Genomic DNA, 21,090 nt, shown 5'->3' with positions numbered 1-21,090 from the left:
CTTCGCGATCGTCGCGGCGGTCGCCACCTTCAACTACGGCCGGACGAAGCGCCAGATGGCCGCGAACCCGATGACGCCCGCCACCGGCCCCGACGGGCAGCCGGTACCCGGCATGGGGGCGATGACCAAGCTGATGCCGCTGATGTCCTTCGCGACGCTGTTCACCGTGGCGGTCGTTCCGCTCGCCGCCGCCCTGTACGTGGTCACGAGCACCACCTGGACCGCGCTGGAGAGGGCCTACCTCTACCGCGACATGCCGGCCACCGGTGCCGCCCTGGCCACCCCGATGTAGGACCGACCGGGAGGGCACCGGGCGAGTGCGCCGGTCCAGTGTGTGAACAGGGTCTTGCGGGGTGATCCGATGTCTTGGAGGATCGGCCAAGCCTTTCGCTGGCCGCAACCCATCGACGGGCTCGATCTCGACCAAGGGGAGTTGGACCGTTGAAGCTGCTTCGAGTCGGTACGGCGGGCGCGGAACGCCCCGCGCTTCTTGACCGTGACGGGACCCTGCGCGACCTGTCGGGGCTCGTCCCCGACATCGACGGGGACCTGCTCGCCGACGCGTCGGCACTCGCCCGGGTACGGGCCGCCGCGGCGGCCCCCGACGGACTGCCCGCACTGGACGCGGAAGGGCTGCGGGTCGGCCCGCCGCTCGGCCGGATCGGCAAGATCGTGTGCATCGGGCTGAACTACCACGACCACGCCACCGAGACCGGCGCGGCGATCCCCGCCGAACCGATCCTGTTCTTCAAGGCGCCGGACACCGTCGTGGGGCCCGAGGACACCGTGCTGGTGCCGCGCGGGAGCCGCAAGACGGACTGGGAGGTCGAGCTCGCCGTCGTCATCGGGCGCACCGCCCGCTATCTGGACTCCGCCGAGGAGGCGCTCGGACACGTCGCCGGTTACGCCACGGCGCACGACGTCTCCGAGCGCGAGTTCCAGATCGAGCGCGGCGGCACCTGGGACAAGGGCAAGAACTGCGAGACGTTCAACCCGCTGGGCCCCTGGCTGGTGACGGCCGACGAGGTGCCCGACCCGCAGGCACTTCCGCTGCGGCTCTGGGTCAACGGCGAGCTGAAGCAGAACGGCACCACCGCCGACCAGATCTTCCCGGTCGGCGAGGTGGTCCGCTATCTCAGCCAGTTCATGACGCTGTACCCGGGCGATGTGATCAACACCGGTACGCCGGCCGGGGTCGCCCTGGGGCAGCCCGATCCGAAGCCCTACCTCAGGGCGGGTGACGTCGTGAAGCTGGAGATCGAGGGGCTCGGACGGCAGCGGCAGGAGCTGAAGGACGCCTGATCCGCTGATCGACGGGTGAGTACGGCAGGGGCGGGGCACCGCGTGTCGCGGCGTCCCGCCCCCGCGTCCGCCCCTGTCCCTGCCCGGGCTCCTGCTCCTGCCCGGGCTCCTGCTCCTGCCCGGGCTCCTGCTCCTGCCCGGGCTCCTGCTCCTGCCCGGGCTCCTGCTCCTGCCCGGGCTCCTGCCCGAGCTCCTGTGCCTGCGCTGTCTCAGGCACCCAGCGTCGCGGCGAACTGCTCCAGCGCCTCGACCACCAGCGCGTGGTCCTCGGCCTGGGGCAGGCCGGAGACCGTGACCGAGCCGATCACGCCCGCGCCCTCGACCGAGATCGGGAACGAACCGCCGTGCGCGGCGTACCTGTCCGGGTCCAGCCGCGAGGACTCCTCGAACGTCGTTCCCTTCGCCCGGAACCGCGTGCCGACCAGGTAGGAGCTCTCGCCGTACCGCTCGACCACCCTGCGCTTGCGGTCGATCCACGCGTCGTTGTCCGCGCTGGAACCGGGCAGCGCGGCATGGAAGAGCTGCTGGGCGCCGCGCCGGATGTCGATCGCGACCGGGGCGTGCCGCTCGCGTGCCAGGGAGACCAGGAGGCCGCCGAGCGCGTACGCGTCGTCGTACCCGAAGTGCGGCAGCGTCAGGCTGCGCTCCTGGGAGATGAGTTCCGAAATGGTCGGAGCCCTGTGGCTCATGAGCGTCGCTCCTCGTCGGTGAACGCGTTCTCGTCGTGGTGCGGCAGCAGGGTCACGGAGACGCCCTCGCGGGCCGAACGGCGGGCGGCCTCCAGGACGTCCAGCGCGGCGGCGGCCTGAAGCGCGGTCACCGGGTTCGGGCCCGTGCCGCGTACGGCGGCGGCCACGGCGGCGTAGTACGCGGGGTAGTCGCCCGGCAGCGTACGGACCGGGGCGCCGCCGCCCGTCAGCGGGGACTCACCGGAGCCGATGCGGCCCCACAGCTCCTCGGGCTCCTCGCCCCAGGGCTCCCCGGCGGCCGGGCGCAGGCCCGCGCGCAGGGCGGCCTCCTGCGGGTCCAGCCCGTACTTCACATAACCGGCCTCCGAGCCGAGCACCCGGAACCGCGGGCCGAGCTGGGCCGCGGTGGCACTGACGTACAGATGCGAGCGGACCCCGTTCGCATGCGTGATCGCCAGGAACGTGTCGTCGTCGGCGGCCGCACCCGGACGGCGTACGTCGGCCTCCGCGTACACCTGCACGGCCGGGCCGAACAGGAAGAGGGCCTGGTCGACCACATGGCTGCCCAGGTCGTACAGCAGCCCGCCGATCTCCTCCGGATCGCCCGACTCGCGCCAGCCGCCCTTGGGGTGCGGACGCCACCGCTCGAAGCGGGACTCGAAGCGCTGCACCTCGCCCAGCTCGCCGTCGGAGATCAGCGCCGCGAGCGTACGGAAGTCGTTGTCCCAGCGGCGGTTCTGGAAGACCGAGAGCAGCAGCCCGCGCTCCTTCGCCAGCGCGGCCAGCTCCCGTGCCTCGACGGCGCTGCCGGCCAGCGGCTTGTCCACGACCACCGGCAGACCCGCCGTGAGCGCGGCCCTCGCGATCGGGACATGGGTCTTGTTCGGGGTGGCGATCACGACCAGGTCCAGCTCGTCCGCCCGCGCCCAGAGCTCCTCGGGCGAGGCGGCGAACCGGACCTCGGGGAACTCGGCGCGGGCCTGCGCCTGCCGCTCCTCGTTCGACGTGACGACCGTGTCGAGGACCAGGCCCCCGGTCGCGGCGATCAGCGGGGCGTGGAAGACGGAGCCGGCCAGACCGTAGCCGACGAGTGCGACGCGAAGGGGAGCGTGGGCAGTCATGCATTCCACTTAAGCAACGCTGTTGCCAAAGTGCAAGCGTCGGAGACAATGGGGTGGTGAACAGGAGCGATACCAGGAACGGAGCCGGGGCCAACCTTCCGACGCTGCGCCACCACAACGCCGCGCTGGTGCTGGACCTGCTGCGGGCGGCGGGCGGGGACGGCATCAGCCGCCTCGAACTCGCCGAGCGCACCGGGCTCACCCCGCAGGCGGTCAGCAAGATCACCGCCCGGCTGCGGGCGGAGGGCCTCGTCGCCGGGGCGGGCCACCGCGCCTCCACGGGCGGCAAGCCCCGCACCCTGCTGCGCCTGGTCCCGGAGGCGGGATTCGCGGTCGGGCTGCACCTGGACCGCGATGAACTGACCGCCGTCCTGGTCGACCTCACCGGTACGGCGGTGGCCGCGCGGAAGGCGCCGCTGGACCTCGGAGCCCCGGCCGGGCAGGTACTCACGGACGCGGCGGACGCGGTACGGGAGGTGTGCGCGATGCGGGAGGTGTCCACGGGCCGGGGGGCGGACGCGGTACGGGAGGTGTCCACGGGCCGGGGGGTGGACGCGGTACGGGAGACGGGCGCCGGCGCGCCGGAGCGGCGGATGCTCGGGGTGGGCGTGGCCCTGCCCGGCCCCCTGGACCACCGCGACGGGGTGCTGCACCGCGTCACGGGGTTCCCGCAGTGGGACGGGTACCCGCTGCGGGACGCCCTCGCCGCGCGGACCGGGCTGCCCGTGGTCGTGGACAAGGACACCAACGCCGCCGCCCTCGGCCTCGCCCTGGGAGCGCCCGACGCGGGCGACTTCGCCTACCTGCACCTGGGGACCGGGCTCGGCGCGGGGCTCGTGCTGGGCGGGGAGCTGCACCGGGGGACACGCACCGGGGCCGGGGAGTTCGGGCACCAGACCCTCCAGCTCGACGGCCCCGTGTGCGGCTGCGGGGGGCGCGGTTGCGTCGAGGTGCTCTGCCTCGCCGCCGAGGCCCGGGGCGACCGGGCGGAGGCCGCACGGGTGCTGGGGACCGGCGCCGCCAATCTGGTCGGGCTGCTCGGCATCGAACGGGTGGTGCTGGGCGGGCGCACCGTGGCCGCCGATGAGGACGCGTACGTACGGGGGGTGCGTGCCGTGATCGAGGAGCGCGCCCGGCGGGACGGGACCGGGCGGCCCGTACCGGTCACCGTCGCCGGGGGAGGCGACCGGCCGGTCGCGGAGGGCGCCGCACAACTGGTGCTCGCGCCGCTGTTCGGGCGGGTGGGGAGAATGGGTCCGGCGTCCGGCGGCCAGGACCTGTCCGGAACGCGCGACGCATGACCTATGACGGTGACGGATGACCGGTCACCGGACCGGTGACCGGTGACCGGTGACCGGTTGCCGATGGACGGCGTACGACGGACGCCGGACGACGGAAGCGACAGCGGGCCGAGGGGCGGGGTTGTGGGAGTGATCGAGCGGCTGTGGGCGGCAGGGGAGATGCCGTACGGCGACGCGCTGTACCGGCCGGACGACACCGCCCTGGAGGTGCATGTGGAGGGTCCCGGCGCCTACCACCCGGACGCCGGGCAGCCGATCCCCTTTCGCCTGGGGGAGCCGGTCGACCTGGCGCGGGTCATCGAGGAGGAGGGCATCACCGAGGCGGACCCCTACTTCGAGAGCCCGTTGCCGGACGGATCGGGATGGCTGTCCGGCGGCGGCAGCGGGATGGGCAACGTCGGCTACCTCGCCCGTCTCGACGCCGACCGCTCCTTGCGGTGGGTGGCCGTCATGTGGAGTTCCAACCCCTTCGTCGGCGTGCGCCACGAAGGGACGACCGCCGTCTTCACCAACGACTGGCACAACCTGCTGACCCTCGATCTCGCCGATCCGGCCTTCGGCTGACCTTCCACGGGGGCCGTACGGGCGACGGCCCGGCATGTCGCCGCCCCGCATCCGCGCGCGCGTGGCAACGTCGCTGTTCGCGTCGCATGTGTACGGGCGGGACGGCCTCCATCCGCGCCGCGCGTGGCAACGTCGCCGTCCACAGCCGGTGGCCCCCGCCCCGGTCGTTCGCGAGCAGCAAAGGGTGTCCCCCTATGCCCCCCAATCCCCCCGCACGGCTGCGCGACGGCCGCGCCTTCACCACCTTCGGACTGGCCGCGGGCCTCGCCGTGCCCGCCGCCCTCCTCGGCGGCACTCCGGCCGCCGCCCGGCCGGTCCCGGTGGCCGTACCCGCCACCGCCCCCGCCGCCGTCCCCGCGTCCCTCCCCGCCGACCAGCAGCCCGCCTGCGGTGACCCGGACACCAAGGACTTCCCCATCGACACCCGGATCCACGGTGGCCCCGACACCTACGCCTCCGGCGGCGGCTACGGCACCTGGTACCTCGATCTCACCAACACCACCTCCGAGTCGTGCCGCGCCATCCACCCGGTCCTGGTCCTCACCGACCAGGACCGGAAGCTGACCGCGGACCAGATCCAGCTGGAGTTCTCCGACGGCACCGGACCCGGCGCGGAACACCGGGTCACCTGGGAGACCACGGACCGGGACGAGCAGATCGGGGTCTTCGGCGGCGGTGAGTCGGACGAGGCGTTCCCCGGCTTCACCGTCCCCGCCGGACGTACCGTCACCGTCCAGGTCCGGATGGCTTTCACCTCCGACACCCGGCCCGGCAGGGTCACCGCCAACGCCGCCGTCGTCCAGCGCCACCCTGGGAGCCCCACCGGCAAGGGCGCGGGCAAGGACAAGGGCGACGGGGGCTGGGTGGGGGAGTCGGAGGACTACCCCTTCCGCATCGTCGAGGGCGACCTCGACAGCGGCGAACCGCGCGACTCCGGCGGAGACGGGGACGCCGAAGCGGGCACCGGTACGGGTACGGACCCGGAGACCGGCACCGACGGTACGGCGCCCCGCCCCGACTCCCCGCTGCGTGACGCCGCCGGGAATCCCCTGCCCGAGCTCGCCCGCACCGGGCAGGACCTGACGGCCTGGGCCGGGATCACCGCCGGTGCGCTGTTCGTCGGCGGGTCGGCCATGGTCGTCCGGGTCCGTCGGCTCCGGCGCGGCCAGGACTGAGCCCGCCGCGCATCCGCGCATCCGCGCATCCGCAGGTCCGCGCCGCGCGGCCGTCCGGCACCGGGATGTTCATCTGTGTCTGCCACCATCGGGCCGTGGACTACCTGAACGACCAGGCACCTGGCGCACCGATCCGTTCCGGCATTCCGGAGCACGGCCGTATCCCCAAGTACTACGCCGTCAAGGCTCATATCTCCGTCCTGGTGGACGAGTTGGGCGAGGGGGGCCTGCTGCCCACCGAGCGGGAACTCGCCCTGCGCTACGAGGTGTCGCGCGAGACCGTGCGTCAGGCGCTGCGCGAACTCCTGCTGGAGGGGCGGCTGCGACGGCAGGGCCGGGGCACCGTCGTCGCCGGTCCCAAGCTGGAACAGCCCCTCTCCCTGGCCAGCTACACCGAGGGCGTCCGCCGCCAGGGCCGGCAGCCCGGCCGTCATCTCATCGGCCTCGACCGCTTCCCCTGCCCCGAGGCCATAGCGGCCGAGATCGGGGTCCCGCGCGGCGAACCCGTCTGGCACCTGGAGCGCGTGCTGCTCGCCGACGACGAGCGGGTCGGCCTGGAGAGCACGTACGTCTCCGTCGCCCGCGTCCCGGAACTGGACACGGGGTTCGACCCGGACTCCTCCTTCTACGCCTACCTCCACGACCGGCTCGGGGTCTCCTTCGGGGACGCGGACGAGCGGATCGAGACGGTGCTGGCCACCCCGCGCGAGGCACTGCTGATCGGTACGCCGCCCGCCCTGCCGATGCTGCTGCTCCACCGGCTCTCGCGGGACACGGACGGCCGCCCGCTGGAGCGGGTGCGGACCCTGTTCCGCGGCGACCGGTTCTCCTTCACCGCCCACCTGGGCCGCCGCGGCTGACCTGCCGCTCGCGCGCGGCAGTCGACGCGATCGACTCACGTCGATAACGGGAACATAACAGGTCTAGGCCAAGCTTGGGTGGTCGTTCACCGTCCCGTTGCCGTACGGATCCGTACGGGCCACCCGCTCCGAGGAGCGTTGCCGTCGTGAGAGTCATCGTCGTAGGAGCCGGCGTGGTGGGAACCATGCACGCCTGGCACGCAGTGAACCGCGGCCACGAGGTCGTACAGATCGAGCGCGAGAGCGAGGCACGCGGAGCGTCGCTCCGGAATTTCGGACAGATATGGGTCAGCGGGCGGGCCGGTGGCGAGGAGCTGGAGACCGCGCTCCGCGCCCGTGAGCTGTGGCAGGAGATCGGGGAGCGGGTCCCGGACCTGGGCTTCCGGGCCTGCGGCTCGCTCACCCCCCTGCGCAACGAGCTGGAGACCGCCGTCGCCGAGGCGGCCGTCGCCAGGCCCGATGCGGCGGCCCGCGGCTACAAGCTGCTCACCGCCGCCGAGGCGCGCGCGGTCAACCCCGCCCTGCGCGGCACCTTCACCGCCGCCCTGTGGTGCGAGCGCGACGCGGCCGTCGAGCCGCGCACCGCCCAACTCGCCCTGAAAGAATCCCTGTTGGCCTCCGGGCGCTATACGTTCCTGGGGGGCCGCGAGGTCCGCGAGGTGGTCGGTACCGCCTCCGTGCGCGACGACCACGGTGACATCCACACCGGTGACGCCGTCATCCTGGCGACCGGCGCCTGGCTCGGCGGCCTCGTCCGCGAGCTGGCCGGACCCGCCCTCCCCGTGCGCCGTGTCCGCCTCCAGATGATGCAGACCGACCCGCTCGGCGAGGCGCTCACCACCTCCGTCGCCGACGCCGACAGCTTCCGCTACTACCCGGCGTACCGGGGCGGGGCACTGGACGCGCTCAACGCCGGACAGGCCCAGGACCCGACCGCCGCCGAGCACCGGATGCAGCTGCTGATGGTGCAGCGCCGCGACGGCGGACTGACCATCGGCGACACCCACGAGTACGAGCACCCCTTCGCCTTCGACACGGTCGAGGAGCCCTACGAGCACCTCACCCGGGTCGTCGAGTCCTTCCTCGGCCGCCCGCTGCCGCGCGTGCGGCACCGCTGGGCCGGGGTCTACGCCCAGTGCACCGACACCAGCCGCGTCGTCCACCGCCAGCAGGTGCGCGACGGCGTCTGGCTGGTCACCGGGCCCGGCGGACGCGGCATGACCTGCTCGCCCGCCATCGCCGAAACGACCGCCAACGAACTGGGCTGGTGAACACCATGACCACGCACAACCCCCAGGGCCCGCAGGCCCCGCAGCCCCCGCAGAACACTCAGGCCCCGCAGAACCAGCAGGACCCGCAGGGCGCGAAGACCCCCCTGACCCCCCTGGTACCCCTAACCCCCCTGAACCTCGTCGTCCTCGACATGGCCGGCACCACCGTCATCGACGGCGGCCTCGTCGAGCAGGCCTTCGCCACCGCCGCCGGGCGCCTCGGCGTGATCCCCGGCTCCGCCGACCACGCGGCCAAGCTCGACTACGTCCGCGCCACCATGGGCGAGTCCAAGATCTCCGTCTTCCGCCACCTCTTCGGCGACGAGGACAAGGCCCAGCAGGCCAACCTCGCCTTCGAGGAGGCGTACGGCGAACTCGTGGACGGCGGCCGTATCGCCCCCGTCCCCGGCGCCCGCGAAGCCATCGAACGCCTCACGGCCGAGGGCCGGACCGTGGTCCTGTCCACCGGCTTCGCCCGCACCACCCAGGACGCGATCCTCGCCGCCCTCGGCTGGCAGGACCTCGTCGCGCTGACGCTCTGCCCCGCCGACGCCGGTGGCCGTGGCCGCCCCTACCCCGACATGGTCCTCGCCGCGTTCCTGCGCACCGGCGCGGTGGACGACGTCACGAGCCTCGTCGTCGCGGGGGACACCTCGTACGACATGCTCAGCGGGGTCCGCTCCGGCGCCGGGATCGTCGCGGGTGTCCTCACCGGCGCCCACGACAAGGACCAGCTGACCCGCCACGGAGCCACCCACGTCCTCGGGTCGGTCGCCGAGCTGCCGGACCTGATCGCGCGGGCCGAGGCATGACGGGCGGGGCGGACGCCGTGCGCGGCGGCATCAGGTTCGACCGGGTCAGCGTCGCGTACGGCGGGAACGTCGTCCTCGACCAGCTCGACCTGACCGTCGAACCCGGCGAGGTCATGGCGCTCCTGGGCCCCTCCGGCTCCGGGAAGACCACCGCCCTGCGCGCCGTCGCCGGATTCGTCCGGCCGGCCTCCGGGCGGGTGTACCTGGGCGACCGCGACGTCACCGGGCTGCCCCCGCACAAGCGGGGCATCGGCATGGTCGTCCAGCAGTACGCGCTGTTCCCGCACATGCGGGTCCAGGACAACGTCGCCTTCGGGCTCAAGGCCCGCAAGACGGCGAAGTCCGAGATCCCCGAGCGGGTCGCCGAGGCCCTCGAACTCGTCGGCATGGCCGCGTACGCCACGCGCTACCCGCGCGAACTGTCCGGCGGCCAGCAGCAGCGCGTCGCCATCGCCCGCGCGCTCGCCATCCGCCCCGATGTCCTGCTGCTCGACGAACCGCTCTCCGCGCTCGACGCGCAGCTCCGCTCCGGCATGCTCGCCGAACTGGCACGGCTGCACCGGGAGTTGCCGGACGTCTCCATCCTGTACGTCACCCATGACCAGGTCGAGGCGCTCACCCTCGCCGACCGGATCGCCGTGATGGACCGGGCCCGGCTCCAGGACTGCGGCACCCCGCAGGAGCTGTACCGCCGCCCGCGCACCGAGTTCACCGCCTCGTTCGTCGGCAACGCCAACCTGCTGCCGGTCACCGTCACCGACACCACCGACCGCGTCGACTTCGCCGGTCACCACCTCGCCGTGCCCACCGGCCAGGTCGCGAGCGGCGTCACCGCCACCCTCTGCGTCCGGCCCCACCTGGTCGGACTCGGCGACGGGCCCAACGCCCTGACCGGGGCCATCACCGAGGTCCAGTGGCGCGGCTCCACCCACCGGCTGTACGTCGACATCGACGGCCACCGGGTCAAGGCCGACCTGCGCGAACTGCGTGAGACCCCGGCCCTCGGCGACAAGGTCACCCTGCACTTCGCCGCCGAGGACGCGGTACTGCTGCCGGTCGGGGCGGCGGCCGGAGCCCAAAGCCCTCCGGCGGCCGGACCCCAGGACGGTTCGGCGGCCGAGGGCGCGACGATATCCGGAGGGGTCCATGGCTAGCGTCGCCGCCCAGGACGTCCGCCGGGGCCCGTCCGGCAGCCGCATCGTCCGCGAACGCAGGACGGGCATGCTGTGGGCGCTGCCACCCGTCATCGTCCTCGCGCTCGTCTTCCTCTACCCGCTGGCCCTCGTGGTCCAGCAGTCCTTCTCCCCGGACGAGGGCGGCATCTCCCTCACCCCGTACGCCGACGTCTTCGCCTCCCGGTCCTTCCGCGACGCGCTCACCACCACGGTGTGGCTCGCGGTCGGTTCGACCGTCGGATGTCTCGTTCTCGGCTTCGTGCTCGCGCTGGTCATCGCCTTCGTGCCGTTCCCCGGCGGCAAGGCGGTCGCCAAGTTCATCGACGTGTTCCTCTCCTTCCCGTCGTTCCTGATCACGCTCGCCCTGCTCTTCATCTACGGCAGCGTCGGCATGGCCAACGGCATCTGGACGGATGTCACCGGCACCGCGGACGGCCCCTTCCACTTCCTCACCACACCCTGGGGCGTCCTGCTCGCCGAGATCACGTTCTTCACGCCCTTCGTGATGCGGCCCCTGCTCGCCGCGTTCTCGCAGATGGACACCGCCCAGTTGGAGGTCGCCTCCTCGCTCGGCGCCAAGCCGGCCCGGATCGTGCGGCAGGTGATCCTCCCCGAGGCGCTCCCGGCGCTCGCCGCGGGCGGCAGCCTCGTCCTGGTGATGTGCCTCAACGAATTCGGGATCGTGCTGTTCACCGGGGCGAAGGGCGTCACGACGCTGCCGATGCTCGTCTACGGCAAGGCGATCCTGGAGTCCGACTACCCGGCCGCCTGTGTCGTCGCCGTCGTGAACATCGCGATCTCCGTCGGCCTCTACAGCCTGTATCGGATGGTGAGCCGCCGTGTTGGTGCATAGCCGAACCGGGAAGTGGGCCACCTGGGCCGTCTTCTTCCTGCTCTTCGTCCCGCTCTTCGCGGTGCCGCTGCTGGTCATCGTCGCCGCGTCGTTCACCACGAACTGGTCCGGCGCCTTCCCCTCCGGGCCCACCACCGAGCACTACGCCGCCGCCACCAGCGGCGACTCCCTCCAGGCACTCACCACCAGCCTGGTCACCGCCCTCTCCGCCAGCCTCCTCGCCCTGCTCATCGGCAGCTGGGCCGCGCTGGCCGCCGCCTCGCTGCACAAGCGGGGGAAGCGGTTCCTGGACGCGCTGTTCATGCTGCCGGTCGCCGTGCCGTCCGTCGTCGTCGGCCTCGCGGTGCTCGTCGCGTTCAGCCGGCCGCCGGTCCTGCTCAACGGAACGCGCTGGATCGTGATCCTCGCGCACACCGTTCTTGTCACGGCGTTTGCCTATCAGTCGGTTTCGGCCGCCATAGTGCGTCTTGACCCGATGTACGAGCAGGCGGCGGCCAGCCTCGGCGCCCGCCCCTCGTACGTCCTGTGGCGGATCAGGCTGCCGCTCCTGCTGCCGTCCCTGACGGCGGCGGCGGGGCTCTGCTTCGCCCTGTCCATGGGCGAGCTGAGCGCCACGATGATGCTCTACCCGCCCGACTGGACACCGCTGCCGGTGCAGATCTTCGCGGCCACCGACCGTGGCTCGCTCTTCACCGGAGCCGCGGTCGCCGTGGTCCTGATGGGGACGACGCTGCTCGTACTGCTCGGCGTCTCCCGCATCCGCACCAGGGCCTCGTACCGCTGATCCGCGGCCCCTCCTCGTACGCCACGACTTTTTCCCAGGAGAACGACACCCATGCGCAAGAGCCACCTCAAGCCGATCGCCGCCGTATCCGGGGCGCTCGCCCTCGCCGTCACCCTCTCCGCCTGCGGCGGCTCCTCGGCCGCCTCCGACGAGAAGGTCGTCACCGTCTACAGCGCCGACGGCCTCAAGGGCGAGAACGGCGACGGCTGGTACGACAAGGTCTTCAAGGACTTCGAGAAGAAGACCGGCATCAAGGTCAAGTACGTGGAGGGCGGCTCCGGCGAGATGGTGCAGCGCGCCGTCCGCGAGAAGTCCAACACCCAGGCCGATGTGCTCGTCACGCTGCCGCCCTTCATCCAGCAGGCCGACTCCAAGGGGCTGCTGACGGCGTACGCGCCGGCCGGCGCCGACCAGGTCGACGGCGCCGACAAGGCGGCCGACAACAAGTGGACCTCCGTCGTCAACAACTACTTCGGCTTCATCTACAACAAGAAGGAGCTGAAGACCCCGCCGAAGAGCTGGGAGGAGCTGCTGGACGGAAAGTTCAAGGAGAAGGTCCAGTACTCCACCCCGGGCGTCGCGGGTGACGGCACGGCCGTCCTCATCAAGGCGATGCACGACTTCGGCGGCCAGGAGCCGGCGATGGCGTACCTGAAGAAGCTCCAGACCAACAACGTCGGCCCCTCCGCCTCCACCGGCAAGCTCGCCCCCAAGGTGGACAAGGGCGAACTCCTCGCCGCCAACGGTGACGTCCAGATGAACTTCGCCCAGTCCAAGGACATGCCCAACCTCGGCATCTGGTTCCCGGCGAAGGGCGACGGCAAGCCCACCAGCTTCGCCCTCCCGTACGCGGCGGGTCTGGTCGACAAGGCCCCGCACAGCGCCAACGGCAAGAAGCTGCTCGACTTCATGCTCTCCGAGCAGGCCCAGAAGGACGTCAGCGCGGTCGGCGGCGGATTCGCCGCCCGCGAGGACATCGAGGCGGCCGACGCCAACGCCGTCGAGCTGACCGAGCTGATGGAGGGCGTGGAGATCTTCGAGCCGGACTGGTCGGACATCGGCACCAACCTGGACGACTACGTGGACGCCTGGAAGTCGGCCACGGGCAGCTGACCGCCGTCGGAGCGCCCCGCACACGCGCGGACCGCGGGCCCACCGCACCGGCGCAGACCACCGGTGGAAGATAACAAAAGTGTAACAGGTCTGGACCCGCGCTCAACTCCTCGTCGGCGGACGGGGAGTTGAGCGCTCCCGTCGGCCGTGCGGCGGTCCACGCCCCCGACCGGGCCCGCCGGGCGGACCGCGGACCGGCACCCCTCTAAAATCGGGTACGTCGGCGCTGCACAACGCGGTGCCGCCGGCGTCCCGGCACCTCGTGTGCACAGCGTACGTACGGCAGGAGTCCCGTCACATGGCAGAGCGCAAGCCGATCGAATCCTGGCTCACCGACATGGACGGGGTCCTCATCCACGAGGGCACGCCGATCCCCGGTGCGGACGCCTTCATCAAGCGGCTGCGGGATTCCGGGCTGCCCTTCCTCGTCCTCACCAACAACTCCATCTACACCGCACGCGACCTGCACGCCCGGCTGAAGCGCATGGGCCTGGACGTACCGGTGCAGAACATCTGGACCTCCGCCCTGGCCACCGCCCAGTTCCTCGACGACCAGCGCCCCGGCGGCACCGCGTACGTCATCGGCGAGGCGGGGCTCACCACGGCGCTGCACGACATCGGGTACGTCCTCACCGACCACGACCCGGACTACGTGGTGCTCGGCGAGACCCGTACGTACAGCTTCGAGGCGCTGACCAAGGCGATCCGGCTGATCAACGGCGGCGCCCGCTTCATCTGCACCAACCCGGACGAGACCGGCCCGTCCGCCGAGGGCCCGCTGCCCGCCACCGGCTCCGTCGCCGCTCTCATCACCAAGGCCACCGGCAAGGACCCGTACTTCGCGGGCAAGCCCAACCCGCTGATGATGCGGACCGGACTGAACGCCATCGGCGCCCACTCCGAGACCAGCGCCATGATCGGCGACCGGATGGACACCGATGTCCTGGCGGGTCTGGAGGCGGGCATGCAGACCTTCCTGGTCCTCACCGGCCTCACCTCCCTCGCCGACATCGACCGCTACCCCTTCCGGCCGTCCACCGTCGTCGACTCCATCGCCGATCTGGTCGACCTCGTCGACCTGCGCTGATACCGGTCCGCCGTCGCCCGACCGGGCGCGTGCGGATGCGGAAAGCGGCCGCACGCGTGAACCTTCCAGAAGGAGGTTCACGATGCGTTCACTGCCCCTCACATTCTGTGCCGCAGCGGCGGTCGCGGCGATAGCCCTGCCCGCGCCCGTCGCTCTGGCCGCCCACACCGCCCCGGCCGGTAACGACGACCGAGGTTCGGTCTCGGTGACCCCGTCCACGATCGCCCCGGGCGGGGAGGTGGAACTCCGGACCGACGTCTGCGGCAAGGGCAGGTCGGCCAAGGGCAACTCCGACGCCTTCGTCTCCGAGGTCCACTTCGCCCCCGCCGACGGGAAGGGCATCTTCGCCGAGGCCCGGATCCGCTCCGACGCCGAGCCCCGCTCGTACGATGTCTGGGTGACCTGCAAGGACGGCAAGGGCAAGGCCACCGGCAGCCTCACCGTCATGCACCACAGCCGGCCCTCTCCCGTCGCGCCCGTCAGGGCCGGTGGCGGTGGCACCGCCACCCTCGCCGACCAGGCCGCCCAGTCGGACGGACCGGGCACCCGGCACGCGGTGACCGGGCTGGTGCTCGCCGCCGTCGCGGCCGTCGCCGTCGCCTTCCGCAGCGTGCGCCGCCGCCGCCCGGCCACGGACTGAGGTGTCCGCCTCGGACCGCCCGGCAGGCACCGGGCGGTGGCTCACCGGAGTGGCCTGGGCCGTCCTGCTGCTCGGCCTCTGGCTCTGGGGCCGCGAGGCCGGGGACGGACCCGGGGGCAACTCGGCCCCGACGACCGGCGATGTCGCCGCTGTCGGGCGCCCCCTGGGCGTCCCGCTGCCCCCGGCGCACGACCCCCTCGACGGGGCGCCGCCGCGGAGCGTGGAGATCCCGTCCGTGGGCATCGATGCACCCGTCGTCCCGCGCGGCCTGGACAGGGCGGGGGCGATCGACCCGCCCCCGTACGAGACGCCGCAGACCGTCGGCTGGTACGGCAGCGGCACCGAGCCCGGCACCGAGGGTGCCGCGCTCTTCGTCGGCCATGTCGACACCGAGACGAAACCGGCCGTGTTCTACGGGCTCAGCGCCGCCCGCCCGGGGGAGAAGGTCCGGGTGACCAGGACCGACGGCACGGTCGCCGAGTTCACCATCGACGACGTCCAGGTCTTCACCCGGGAACGCTTCGACGCGCAGAAGGCGTACGGACCGCGCGAGGACGGCCGGGCGGAGCTCCGGCTGATCACCTGCGGGGGCACGTACGACCACCGGACGCGCTCGTACACGGCGAACGTGGTGGTCTCCGCCTATCTGACCGGGGAGAAGGCCGCCGAGAAGGCCGGGAAAGCGGCCGGGGCGAGGGCCGGAGCAGCCGGCCGCGTCCGGCAGGCGGCCTCATGAGCGCCCGGACCGCTGTGTCAGGATGGATCGGACCGGCAGTACATCGGTGCAGGCAGTGAGAACAGTGCAGGCAGTGCACCCAAGGGGGAGTGGATGTACGGCAGTTACACCGGCCGGTCCGGGACGGGCGCTCGCGCGCGAACGGGCCTGCGGAGCGGTACGGCGGCCGCGGTCGGCGCCGTCCTGCTGCTGGCGGGATGCTCATCGTCCGACGACGGCGACAAGGGCGGCCCGGCGGCCGTCGAGCAGCAGCCCAAGGACAAGGACCCGTTCTGGGTCAACCCCGACGGGAACGCGGCCCGGCAGGTCGCCGACTACACCGAGGACGGCGACAGCGAGAAGGCCGGCCTGATCAGGAGGATCGCGCGGCAGCCGGTCGGCGAGTGGATCGGCACGGACAATCCCGAGGGCGAGGCGAAGGGCTTCACCGAGGCGGCCGCGAAGGCCGACCGGGACGCCCTGCTGGTCCTCTACAACATCCCGCACCGCGACTGCGGCCAGTTCTCCAAGGGCGGCGCCGCCGACGGCAACGCGTACCGCGCCTGGCTGGACAGTGTCGCCAAGGGCATCGGCGACCGCCGGGCCACGGTGATCCTGGAGCCCGACGCCCTGCTGCACCTGGTCGACGGCTGCACGCCCCAGCAGTTCCACGAGGAGCGCTACGACCTGCTGAAGGGGGCGGTCCAGCGGCTGAAGCGGCAGCCCGGCACCTCGGTCTACGTGGACGCGGGCAACGCGGGCTGGCAGTCCCCCGACGCGCTGTTCCAGCCGCTCCAGCGGGCGGGCATCGCGGATGCCGACGGCTTCGCGGTCAACGTCTCCAACTACCAGGCCACCGCCGCCAGCACCGACTTCGGCAAGCGGCTCTCGGCGAAGGTCGGCAACAAGCCGTTCGTCATCGACACCAGCCGCAACGGCAACGGCCCCTACCGCGGCGGCGACCCCGCGGAGAGCTGGTGCAACCCGCCGGGCCGCGCGCTGGGCGAGCCCCCGACCACGCGGACCGGCGACGACCTGGTCGACGCCTACCTCTGGATCAAGCGTCCGGGGGAGTCGGACGGCGACTGCAGGGGCGGCCCGAAGGCGGGGGCCTGGTGGCCGGAGTACGCCTTGGGGCTGGCCCGTAACGCTGGCCCGTGACGCAGGCCCGTCACTCAAGCCCGTCACTCAGGCCCGTCCGGTGAGGTGAGGGCGAAGGCCGCGCCCGGCAGCCGTCGCCCTCACCTCACCGGATGCCCTCGATCTCCGGTCGGGCTCAGTCTCCGGCCGGGCTCACTCCGGTACCTCCACCCACGTCCCCTCGGACGGGGTGCCCTTGTCGTCGGTGACGAACAGCATGTACCAGCCCGATGGCACGAGCGCCCGGTTCCTGGGCACCTTCACCGTGATCCCGTCCGCCGACTTCTCCAGCTCCAGGGCCACCGACCGCTGGTCCGTGTCCGTGACATGGGTGACCGCGCTGGGCCGCATCAGCTTCGCCGAGGTGATCGACGACGCGTGCCGGGTGGTGAACAGCCCCTTGCCGCCGCGGGCGATGCTCGCCGGCCCGGCCGTCAGCTCCGGCCGCGAGTCGCGGTACAGATAGGGCGGGGTATAGATCTCGATGCGCTGCTCGAACGTGCCGGGACGGGTGTTGGCCTTGTCCGAGTAGAGCGAGTCCGAGCCGAAGATCATGACCCGGCCGTCCGGCAGCAGCACCGAGCCGGAGTGGTAGTTGCGCCCCACCGCCGGGTCCGCGACCCGCTCGTACGCGTCGGACTTCGCGTCGTACAGCCGGGCCTGGAGCACATCCGAACCGCCGCGCCCGCGGTAGTCGTTGGAGCCGCCGGTGACCAGCAGGGAGTCGTCGGGCAGCAGGGAGGCGCTGGGGTAGCGGGTGCCCTCGGCCAGGGACGCGCCATCGGCGAAACGCGGCTTCTTCTGCCCGAGGTCGACCAGCCGGGACTTCTCGCTGGACTCCTCGGACTCGCCCACCCCGCCGCCGCCGATCACCATGAACTTCTCGTCCTGGGCCGGGGGCAGCCGTACGGTCGCCGAGGTCTCCAGCTTGTCCGGGTCGCTGAGCCCGGGGATCTTCGTGAACTTGTTGGTCGCCAGGTCCCAGACGCCGGGGGCGCGGCCGACGTCGGCCGGCCCGTATCCGGCGTTGGAGCCGGAGTAGAAGAGCTTGCCGTCGTTGAGGAGGAAGACCGCGGGGTAGGTGGGGAACTTCCGGACGATGCCGGTGTACTCCCACGTCTTCGTCTCCGGGTCGTAGACCTCGTCCTTGCCGGGCACGATCTGCCCGATCTCGTCCAGACCGGAGAGGGCGAGGACCTTGCCGTCCTTGAGCGTGGTCAGCGTCGGGTACCAGCGGGCCTCGTTCATCGGGTCGACGGTGATGTACTTCTCCGCGACCGGGTCGAACTCGAAGGCTTCCCTGATGCCCTGGAAGTCCTTCTTGTCCAGGGCGAGTTTCTGGGCGATCCCGTAGACGTTGCGGGTGTCGGAGCCGGACAGGCCCGCGATCCGGTAGTTGTCCTCGGTGCCCGTCTCGTGCTTCGTACCGGACTTCTGGGCCTCGACGTAGATCCGGCCGAGACCGGGGTCGTTGCGCAGGAAGGCGCCGGTGTTCTTGTCGAAGACCTTGGTGGCCTTCTCGATCAGCACCGGGTCCTTGGAGACGAACGTCTTGCCGTTGTCCTTGCCGGTGAACCGGGTGCCCGCGGGCAGGGTGACCGGCTTGTCCGGGTCCTCGTTGTGGACGATCATCAGGCCGCCGGCCTTGGTGACGTCGCCCTTGAGCTTCTCGTACCGTTTGGTGCCGCCGGCTATGAGGAGCTTCCCGTCCGGCAGTTGGGTGTGACCGGAACAGAACATGTCCTTGGGCGTGGGTATGTTCTTGAAGGCGTTGGTCTTCGGGTCCCACAGCACCGAGCGGAAGCTCTTCGCGTCGAAGTTCTTCTGGTTGTTCCCGGAGCCCGCGACGAGCAGCACCTTGCCGGTGTGCAGCAGGGCCGCGTGGATCGTGTTGATCCGGAACTCGGACGGGATGTCCAGGAAGTCCCAGTGACCGTTGGCTGCCTTGTACTCCGGCTTGTTGATCGCGTACTCGTGATAGCGCTCGATGCTGAAGCGGTACAGCCACGGCCCGTTCGCTCCCGCGAGCGCGAGAACCACCGCCGTACTGATCGCCATGCGGCGCGTACGGCGGCTCGGACGGTACTTCATTTCTTACGTCCCCCAAGGGCGATCTGCATGGTCTGGTCATTGCCGGGGAAACCGGTCTGCGCCGGAACGGCCGGCTCCGGACGGGGGGCCGACGGTCCGCCGCCGCGGTGCGATCCGCTCCGGCGCTTCTTCTTCTCGGCGCGGACCGTGTACCGCCAGCCGAAGATCGGGGCCGCGGTGATCAGCAGCGCCAGGGACGCCCAGGTCAGCATCGCGGGATGGCTGTGGCCGAGGAAGAACGAGGCGGTGATGGACCCGGCGAAGACCAGGATGAAGAACAGGTGGATACGGAAGGTGCCGAAGAGGGTGTCCGGGCTGGACGAGTCACCCTTGGGCGTCACCACGAACGAGCTCTTGCGGCGCAGTGCCGCGTCCATCAGGGAGCGGGCGTAGATCGGGGCGGAGAGCGCGGACATCACCATGCCGGCCAGTCCGCCGGAGCCCTCGGGCTCGTGCGGCGAGACGTTGTGGCGGCGGTTCCAGATGTACAGACCGATCTGGAGCGCGGACGCGTTGCCGTACAGCATCATCCAGATCGTCGGGTCGATCTGCACGCCGGAGGCGCCCATGCCCAGGAACAGCGCGCAACTGAGCGCCGCGAGAATCCAGTTCAGGGCCGACATCGGATAGAAGATGATCATCATCGTGTAGTTGAAGAGCTTGCCCGCGGGCATGGTGCCGAAGCCTCTCCAGAACTGCTTGAGGATCGTCTCGTACGTCCCGCGCGACCAGCGCAGCTGCTGGGTGAAGAAGTCCGTCCACGCGGTCGGGCCCTCGCCGACGGCCAGCACGTCCGGGGTGTAGACCGAGCGCCACTTGCGGCCGGTGACCGGGTTGCGGTGGCGGTGGATCTCGAAGCCGGTGGCCATGTCCTCGGTGATCGAGTCGTACAGGCCGCCGATCTGCTTGAGGGCGGTGATCCGTACGGCGTTGCTCGTGCCGACGAACATCGGGGCGCCGTAGCGGTTGCCCGCGCGCTGGATCAGGGCGTGGAAGAGGAACTGCTGGGACTCGGCCGCCTTCGTGACGAACGTGTCGTAGTTCCCGTACACCTGCGGGCCGATGACGAAGCCGATGTCCGGGTCGCGGAAGTAGCCGAGCATCCGCTCCAGGTAGTTGGGCAGCGGTACGTGGTCGGTGTCGACGGAGGCGAAGAAGTCGTAGTCGCCGCCGTGCGCGTCGAGCCAGGCGTTGTAATTGCCGTGCTTGGTCTTGGCACGGTGCGGTCCCTTGGCCTGGTTCCAGTGCGCGACACCCTTGCGGGAGAAGTGGTGCACACCGAGCCGGGCGCAGACCTCCTTGACCGCGGGGTCGTCGCCCTCGTCGAGCAGCCAGACGTGCATCAGTCCGCGGTGCCGGATGCGCACCGCCGCCTCCAGGGTCTTCGTCACCATCTCCAGGGGCTCCTTGCCCGGCACGAAGGAGGTGAGGAAGGCGACCCTGGTGCCGGACTCGGGCACGACCGGCACCGGGTCCCGGGCGACGAGCGTGGCGTGCGCGTTCGACAGGACGTTCATCGTGCGGAAGAGCTCGATCAGACCGATCGAGACCAGCATGACGATGTCGAGGATCAGCAGGGTGTCGTTCTTGAGGTTCGGGTCGCGGTCCGTCCAGTGGCCCGGCTGCATCAGCCAGGCGAAGAGGCCGAGCGAGACGAGCGGAGCCGCGCCCAGCAGCAGCGCCGCCCGGAATCGGTGCGGCTCCTGGGAGAGCAGCGAGCGGTACTGCACGGTGTACGGCTTGACCGGGTCGGGCTGGGTCAGTGGTCCCGCGAGCCGGCTGTAGTGCTCGTAGTCGTAACGCGGCAGCGGCTTCTTCGCGCGCCGCCGCTGCCCCCCGGCCCGTAGCTGCGGCGGTATCCGTAGCTGCGTGGTCCGGGAAGGGTCGTTGTCCTGTCGGTCGCCCGGCGGCGTCGACGTCATGGGTCATCCCCCCGCACGCATGCTGGTGCGTGATTGGTCGGTCACTTGGTGCACGGCGGGCGCCCCCTGTTCACCGCGCACACACATCTGGTGGGCCGCCGTTCCCACAGGGACATGGAAACGCGGCCTTCCGGTTGCATGATGCCCTCTCGGTATCCGTACCCGAGCGGGACCCCCACCCCGCGGCGCCCACAACCGGAATGTCACGCTCTGCTGTCCCAACTGCACCGAACAGCAGCTCCCTTGAAGTGCTGCGGATGCCCTCCTCGCGGCTCCCTCCGAAGCCGACGGCACCCAGACAGGGTGGCCGACCCCTGGCGCGATCGCAAGGGTGAAACAAGCTGTTTGTCGTTCATATGCGCGATTTGGGTAGCCCTTGTGGAGGGGGTGTGTGGAGGTGTTCATCAGCACACTGCGACCGTCCGGTTACTGCCCGGTGACGGACTGAATCCTGTGAAGGAGCTGTGTGCGCGCC

At 71.3% G+C, this 21,090-nt stretch carries 19 protein-coding genes and 1 pseudogene; 16 read left to right on the top strand and 4 right to left on the bottom strand.

Annotated elements, in window-relative coordinates:
* Together A6A29_RS46960 and A6A29_RS26815 are read left to right on the top strand one after the other, a co-directional pair.
* A pseudogene (locus A6A29_RS46960) lies at positions 1 to 292 on the top strand (hypothetical protein); the annotation flags it as partial.
* Between the two features lie 149 nt (positions 293 to 441).
* Positions 442 to 1,302: a fumarylacetoacetate hydrolase family protein gene (locus tag A6A29_RS26815; RefSeq protein ID WP_073723604.1), complete on the top strand. Its 861-nt coding sequence runs from the start codon at positions 442 to 444 to the stop codon at positions 1,300 to 1,302.
* 209 nt (positions 1,303 to 1,511) lie between these two features.
* On the opposite strand, the gene A6A29_RS26810 is transcribed toward A6A29_RS26815, so the two are convergent.
* Both A6A29_RS26810 and A6A29_RS26805 read right to left on the bottom strand, forming a co-directional pair.
* Positions 1,512 to 1,991, bottom strand: a complete 480-nt coding sequence (locus tag A6A29_RS26810) for a heme-degrading domain-containing protein (RefSeq protein WP_073723602.1) — start codon at positions 1,989 to 1,991, stop codon at positions 1,512 to 1,514.
* Positions 1,988 to 3,112 (bottom strand): Gfo/Idh/MocA family oxidoreductase, encoded by a 1,125-nt coding sequence (locus A6A29_RS26805; protein ID WP_073723600.1) that lies wholly within the window; start codon positions 3,110 to 3,112, stop codon positions 1,988 to 1,990. Before A6A29_RS26805 ends, A6A29_RS26810 begins: the two co-directional genes overlap by 4 nt.
* Before the next feature lie 56 nt (positions 3,113 to 3,168).
* Between A6A29_RS26805 and A6A29_RS26800 the strand changes: the two genes are divergently transcribed.
* The 14 genes from A6A29_RS26800 to A6A29_RS26735 all read left to right on the top strand — a co-directional run bounded on the left by A6A29_RS26800 (position 3,169) and on the right by A6A29_RS26735 (position 16,623).
* Positions 3,169 to 4,413: an ROK family transcriptional regulator gene (locus tag A6A29_RS26800; protein ID WP_198953278.1), complete on the top strand. Its 1,245-nt coding sequence runs from the start codon at positions 3,169 to 3,171 to the stop codon at positions 4,411 to 4,413.
* A 123-nt stretch (positions 4,414 to 4,536) separates the two neighbouring features.
* Positions 4,537 to 4,977, top strand: coding sequence for a hypothetical protein (locus tag A6A29_RS26795; protein WP_073723596.1), 441 nt, complete (start codon positions 4,537 to 4,539; stop codon positions 4,975 to 4,977).
* Positions 4,978 to 5,171: 194 nt separating this feature from the next.
* Entirely contained in the window at positions 5,172 to 6,152 is a 981-nt protein-coding gene (locus A6A29_RS26790; protein ID WP_073723594.1) for a hypothetical protein, read from the top strand.
* 95 nt (positions 6,153 to 6,247) lie between these two features.
* Positions 6,248 to 7,012, top strand: a complete 765-nt coding sequence (locus tag A6A29_RS26785; protein ID WP_073723957.1) for a GntR family transcriptional regulator — start codon at positions 6,248 to 6,250, stop codon at positions 7,010 to 7,012.
* Between the two features lie 146 nt (positions 7,013 to 7,158).
* Complete coding sequence (locus tag A6A29_RS26780) at positions 7,159 to 8,283, top strand: TIGR03364 family FAD-dependent oxidoreductase (protein WP_073723592.1); 1,125 nt, start codon at positions 7,159 to 7,161, stop codon at positions 8,281 to 8,283.
* 5 nt (positions 8,284 to 8,288) lie between these two features.
* On the top strand, positions 8,289 to 9,095 hold the full coding sequence (locus A6A29_RS26775) for a phosphonatase-like hydrolase (protein ID WP_079183044.1): 807 nt from the start codon (positions 8,289 to 8,291) through the stop codon (positions 9,093 to 9,095).
* Entirely contained in the window at positions 9,092 to 10,249 is a 1,158-nt protein-coding gene (locus A6A29_RS26770; RefSeq protein WP_079183025.1) for an ABC transporter ATP-binding protein, read from the top strand. Before A6A29_RS26775 ends, A6A29_RS26770 begins: the two co-directional genes overlap by 4 nt.
* Positions 10,242 to 11,123 (top strand): 2-aminoethylphosphonate ABC transporter permease subunit, encoded by an 882-nt coding sequence (locus tag A6A29_RS26765; protein ID WP_073723590.1) that lies wholly within the window; start codon positions 10,242 to 10,244, stop codon positions 11,121 to 11,123. The genes A6A29_RS26770 and A6A29_RS26765 overlap by 8 nt, the downstream gene beginning before the upstream one ends.
* Complete coding sequence (locus A6A29_RS26760) at positions 11,110 to 11,907, top strand: ABC transporter permease (RefSeq protein WP_073723588.1); 798 nt, start codon at positions 11,110 to 11,112, stop codon at positions 11,905 to 11,907. Before A6A29_RS26765 ends, A6A29_RS26760 begins: the two co-directional genes overlap by 14 nt.
* Positions 11,908 to 11,958: 51 nt before the next feature.
* On the top strand, positions 11,959 to 13,020 hold the full coding sequence (locus A6A29_RS26755; protein WP_073723586.1) for a 2-aminoethylphosphonate ABC transporter substrate-binding protein: 1,062 nt from the start codon (positions 11,959 to 11,961) through the stop codon (positions 13,018 to 13,020).
* A 298-nt stretch (positions 13,021 to 13,318) separates the two neighbouring features.
* A complete protein-coding gene (locus tag A6A29_RS26750; RefSeq protein ID WP_073723584.1) occupies positions 13,319 to 14,107 on the top strand; it encodes an HAD-IIA family hydrolase in 789 nt (262 codons plus the stop codon).
* Between the two features lie 82 nt (positions 14,108 to 14,189).
* The gene (locus tag A6A29_RS26745) at positions 14,190 to 14,747 is read left to right on the top strand and encodes a hypothetical protein (protein ID WP_073723582.1); all 558 of its coding nucleotides are present in this window, start codon (positions 14,190 to 14,192) and stop codon (positions 14,745 to 14,747) included.
* Between the two features lies 1 nt (position 14,748).
* The gene (locus A6A29_RS26740; protein WP_073723580.1) at positions 14,749 to 15,483 is read left to right on the top strand and encodes a class F sortase; all 735 of its coding nucleotides are present in this window, start codon (positions 14,749 to 14,751) and stop codon (positions 15,481 to 15,483) included.
* Positions 15,484 to 15,576: 93 nt separating this feature from the next.
* Positions 15,577 to 16,623, top strand: a complete 1,047-nt coding sequence (locus A6A29_RS26735; protein WP_073723578.1) for a glycoside hydrolase family 6 protein — start codon at positions 15,577 to 15,579, stop codon at positions 16,621 to 16,623.
* Between the two features lie 132 nt (positions 16,624 to 16,755).
* Here A6A29_RS26735 and A6A29_RS26730 read toward each other — a convergent pair whose 3' ends face one another.
* Positions 16,756 to 18,693, bottom strand: coding sequence for a kelch motif-containing protein (locus A6A29_RS26730; RefSeq protein WP_073723575.1), 1,938 nt, complete (start codon positions 18,691 to 18,693; stop codon positions 16,756 to 16,758).
* Positions 18,690 to 20,615: a glycosyltransferase family 2 protein gene (locus A6A29_RS26725; RefSeq protein ID WP_073723573.1), complete on the bottom strand. Its 1,926-nt coding sequence runs from the start codon at positions 20,613 to 20,615 to the stop codon at positions 18,690 to 18,692. The genes A6A29_RS26730 and A6A29_RS26725 overlap by 4 nt, the downstream gene beginning before the upstream one ends.
* Positions 20,616 to 21,090 lie beyond the last annotated feature (475 nt).

Origin of the sequence: Streptomyces sp. TSRI0281, from assembly GCF_001905125.1 — a bacterium.
Taxonomy (GTDB): domain Bacteria; phylum Actinomycetota; class Actinomycetes; order Streptomycetales; family Streptomycetaceae; genus Streptomyces.
This window is presented reverse-complemented; position numbering and strand designations above follow the sequence as displayed.

Excerpts from the sequence above, each read along its gene's own strand:
- A6A29_RS26810 (WP_073723602.1), bottom strand. The coding sequence starts at position 1,991 with ATGAGCCACAGGGCTCCGACCATTTCGGAACTCATCTCCCAGGAGCGC.
- A6A29_RS26805 (WP_073723600.1), bottom strand. The coding sequence starts at position 3,112 with ATGACTGCCCACGCTCCCCTTCGCGTCGCACTCGTCGGCTACGGTCTG.
- A6A29_RS26790 (WP_073723594.1), top strand. The coding sequence starts at position 5,172 with ATGCCCCCCAATCCCCCCGCACGGCTGCGCGACGGCCGCGCCTTCACC.
- A6A29_RS26775 (WP_079183044.1), top strand. The coding sequence starts at position 8,289 with ATGACCACGCACAACCCCCAGGGCCCGCAGGCCCCGCAGCCCCCGCAG.
- A6A29_RS26770 (WP_079183025.1), top strand. The coding sequence starts at position 9,092 with ATGACGGGCGGGGCGGACGCCGTGCGCGGCGGCATCAGGTTCGACCGG.
- A6A29_RS26765 (WP_073723590.1), top strand. The coding sequence starts at position 10,242 with ATGGCTAGCGTCGCCGCCCAGGACGTCCGCCGGGGCCCGTCCGGCAGC.
- A6A29_RS26755 (WP_073723586.1), top strand. The coding sequence starts at position 11,959 with ATGCGCAAGAGCCACCTCAAGCCGATCGCCGCCGTATCCGGGGCGCTC.
- A6A29_RS26750 (WP_073723584.1), top strand. The coding sequence starts at position 13,319 with ATGGCAGAGCGCAAGCCGATCGAATCCTGGCTCACCGACATGGACGGG.
- A6A29_RS26745 (WP_073723582.1), top strand. The coding sequence starts at position 14,190 with ATGCGTTCACTGCCCCTCACATTCTGTGCCGCAGCGGCGGTCGCGGCG.
- A6A29_RS26735 (WP_073723578.1), top strand. The coding sequence starts at position 15,577 with ATGTACGGCAGTTACACCGGCCGGTCCGGGACGGGCGCTCGCGCGCGA.
- A6A29_RS26730 (WP_073723575.1), bottom strand. The coding sequence starts at position 18,693 with ATGAAGTACCGTCCGAGCCGCCGTACGCGCCGCATGGCGATCAGTACG.
- A6A29_RS26725 (WP_073723573.1), bottom strand. The coding sequence starts at position 20,615 with ATGACGTCGACGCCGCCGGGCGACCGACAGGACAACGACCCTTCCCGG.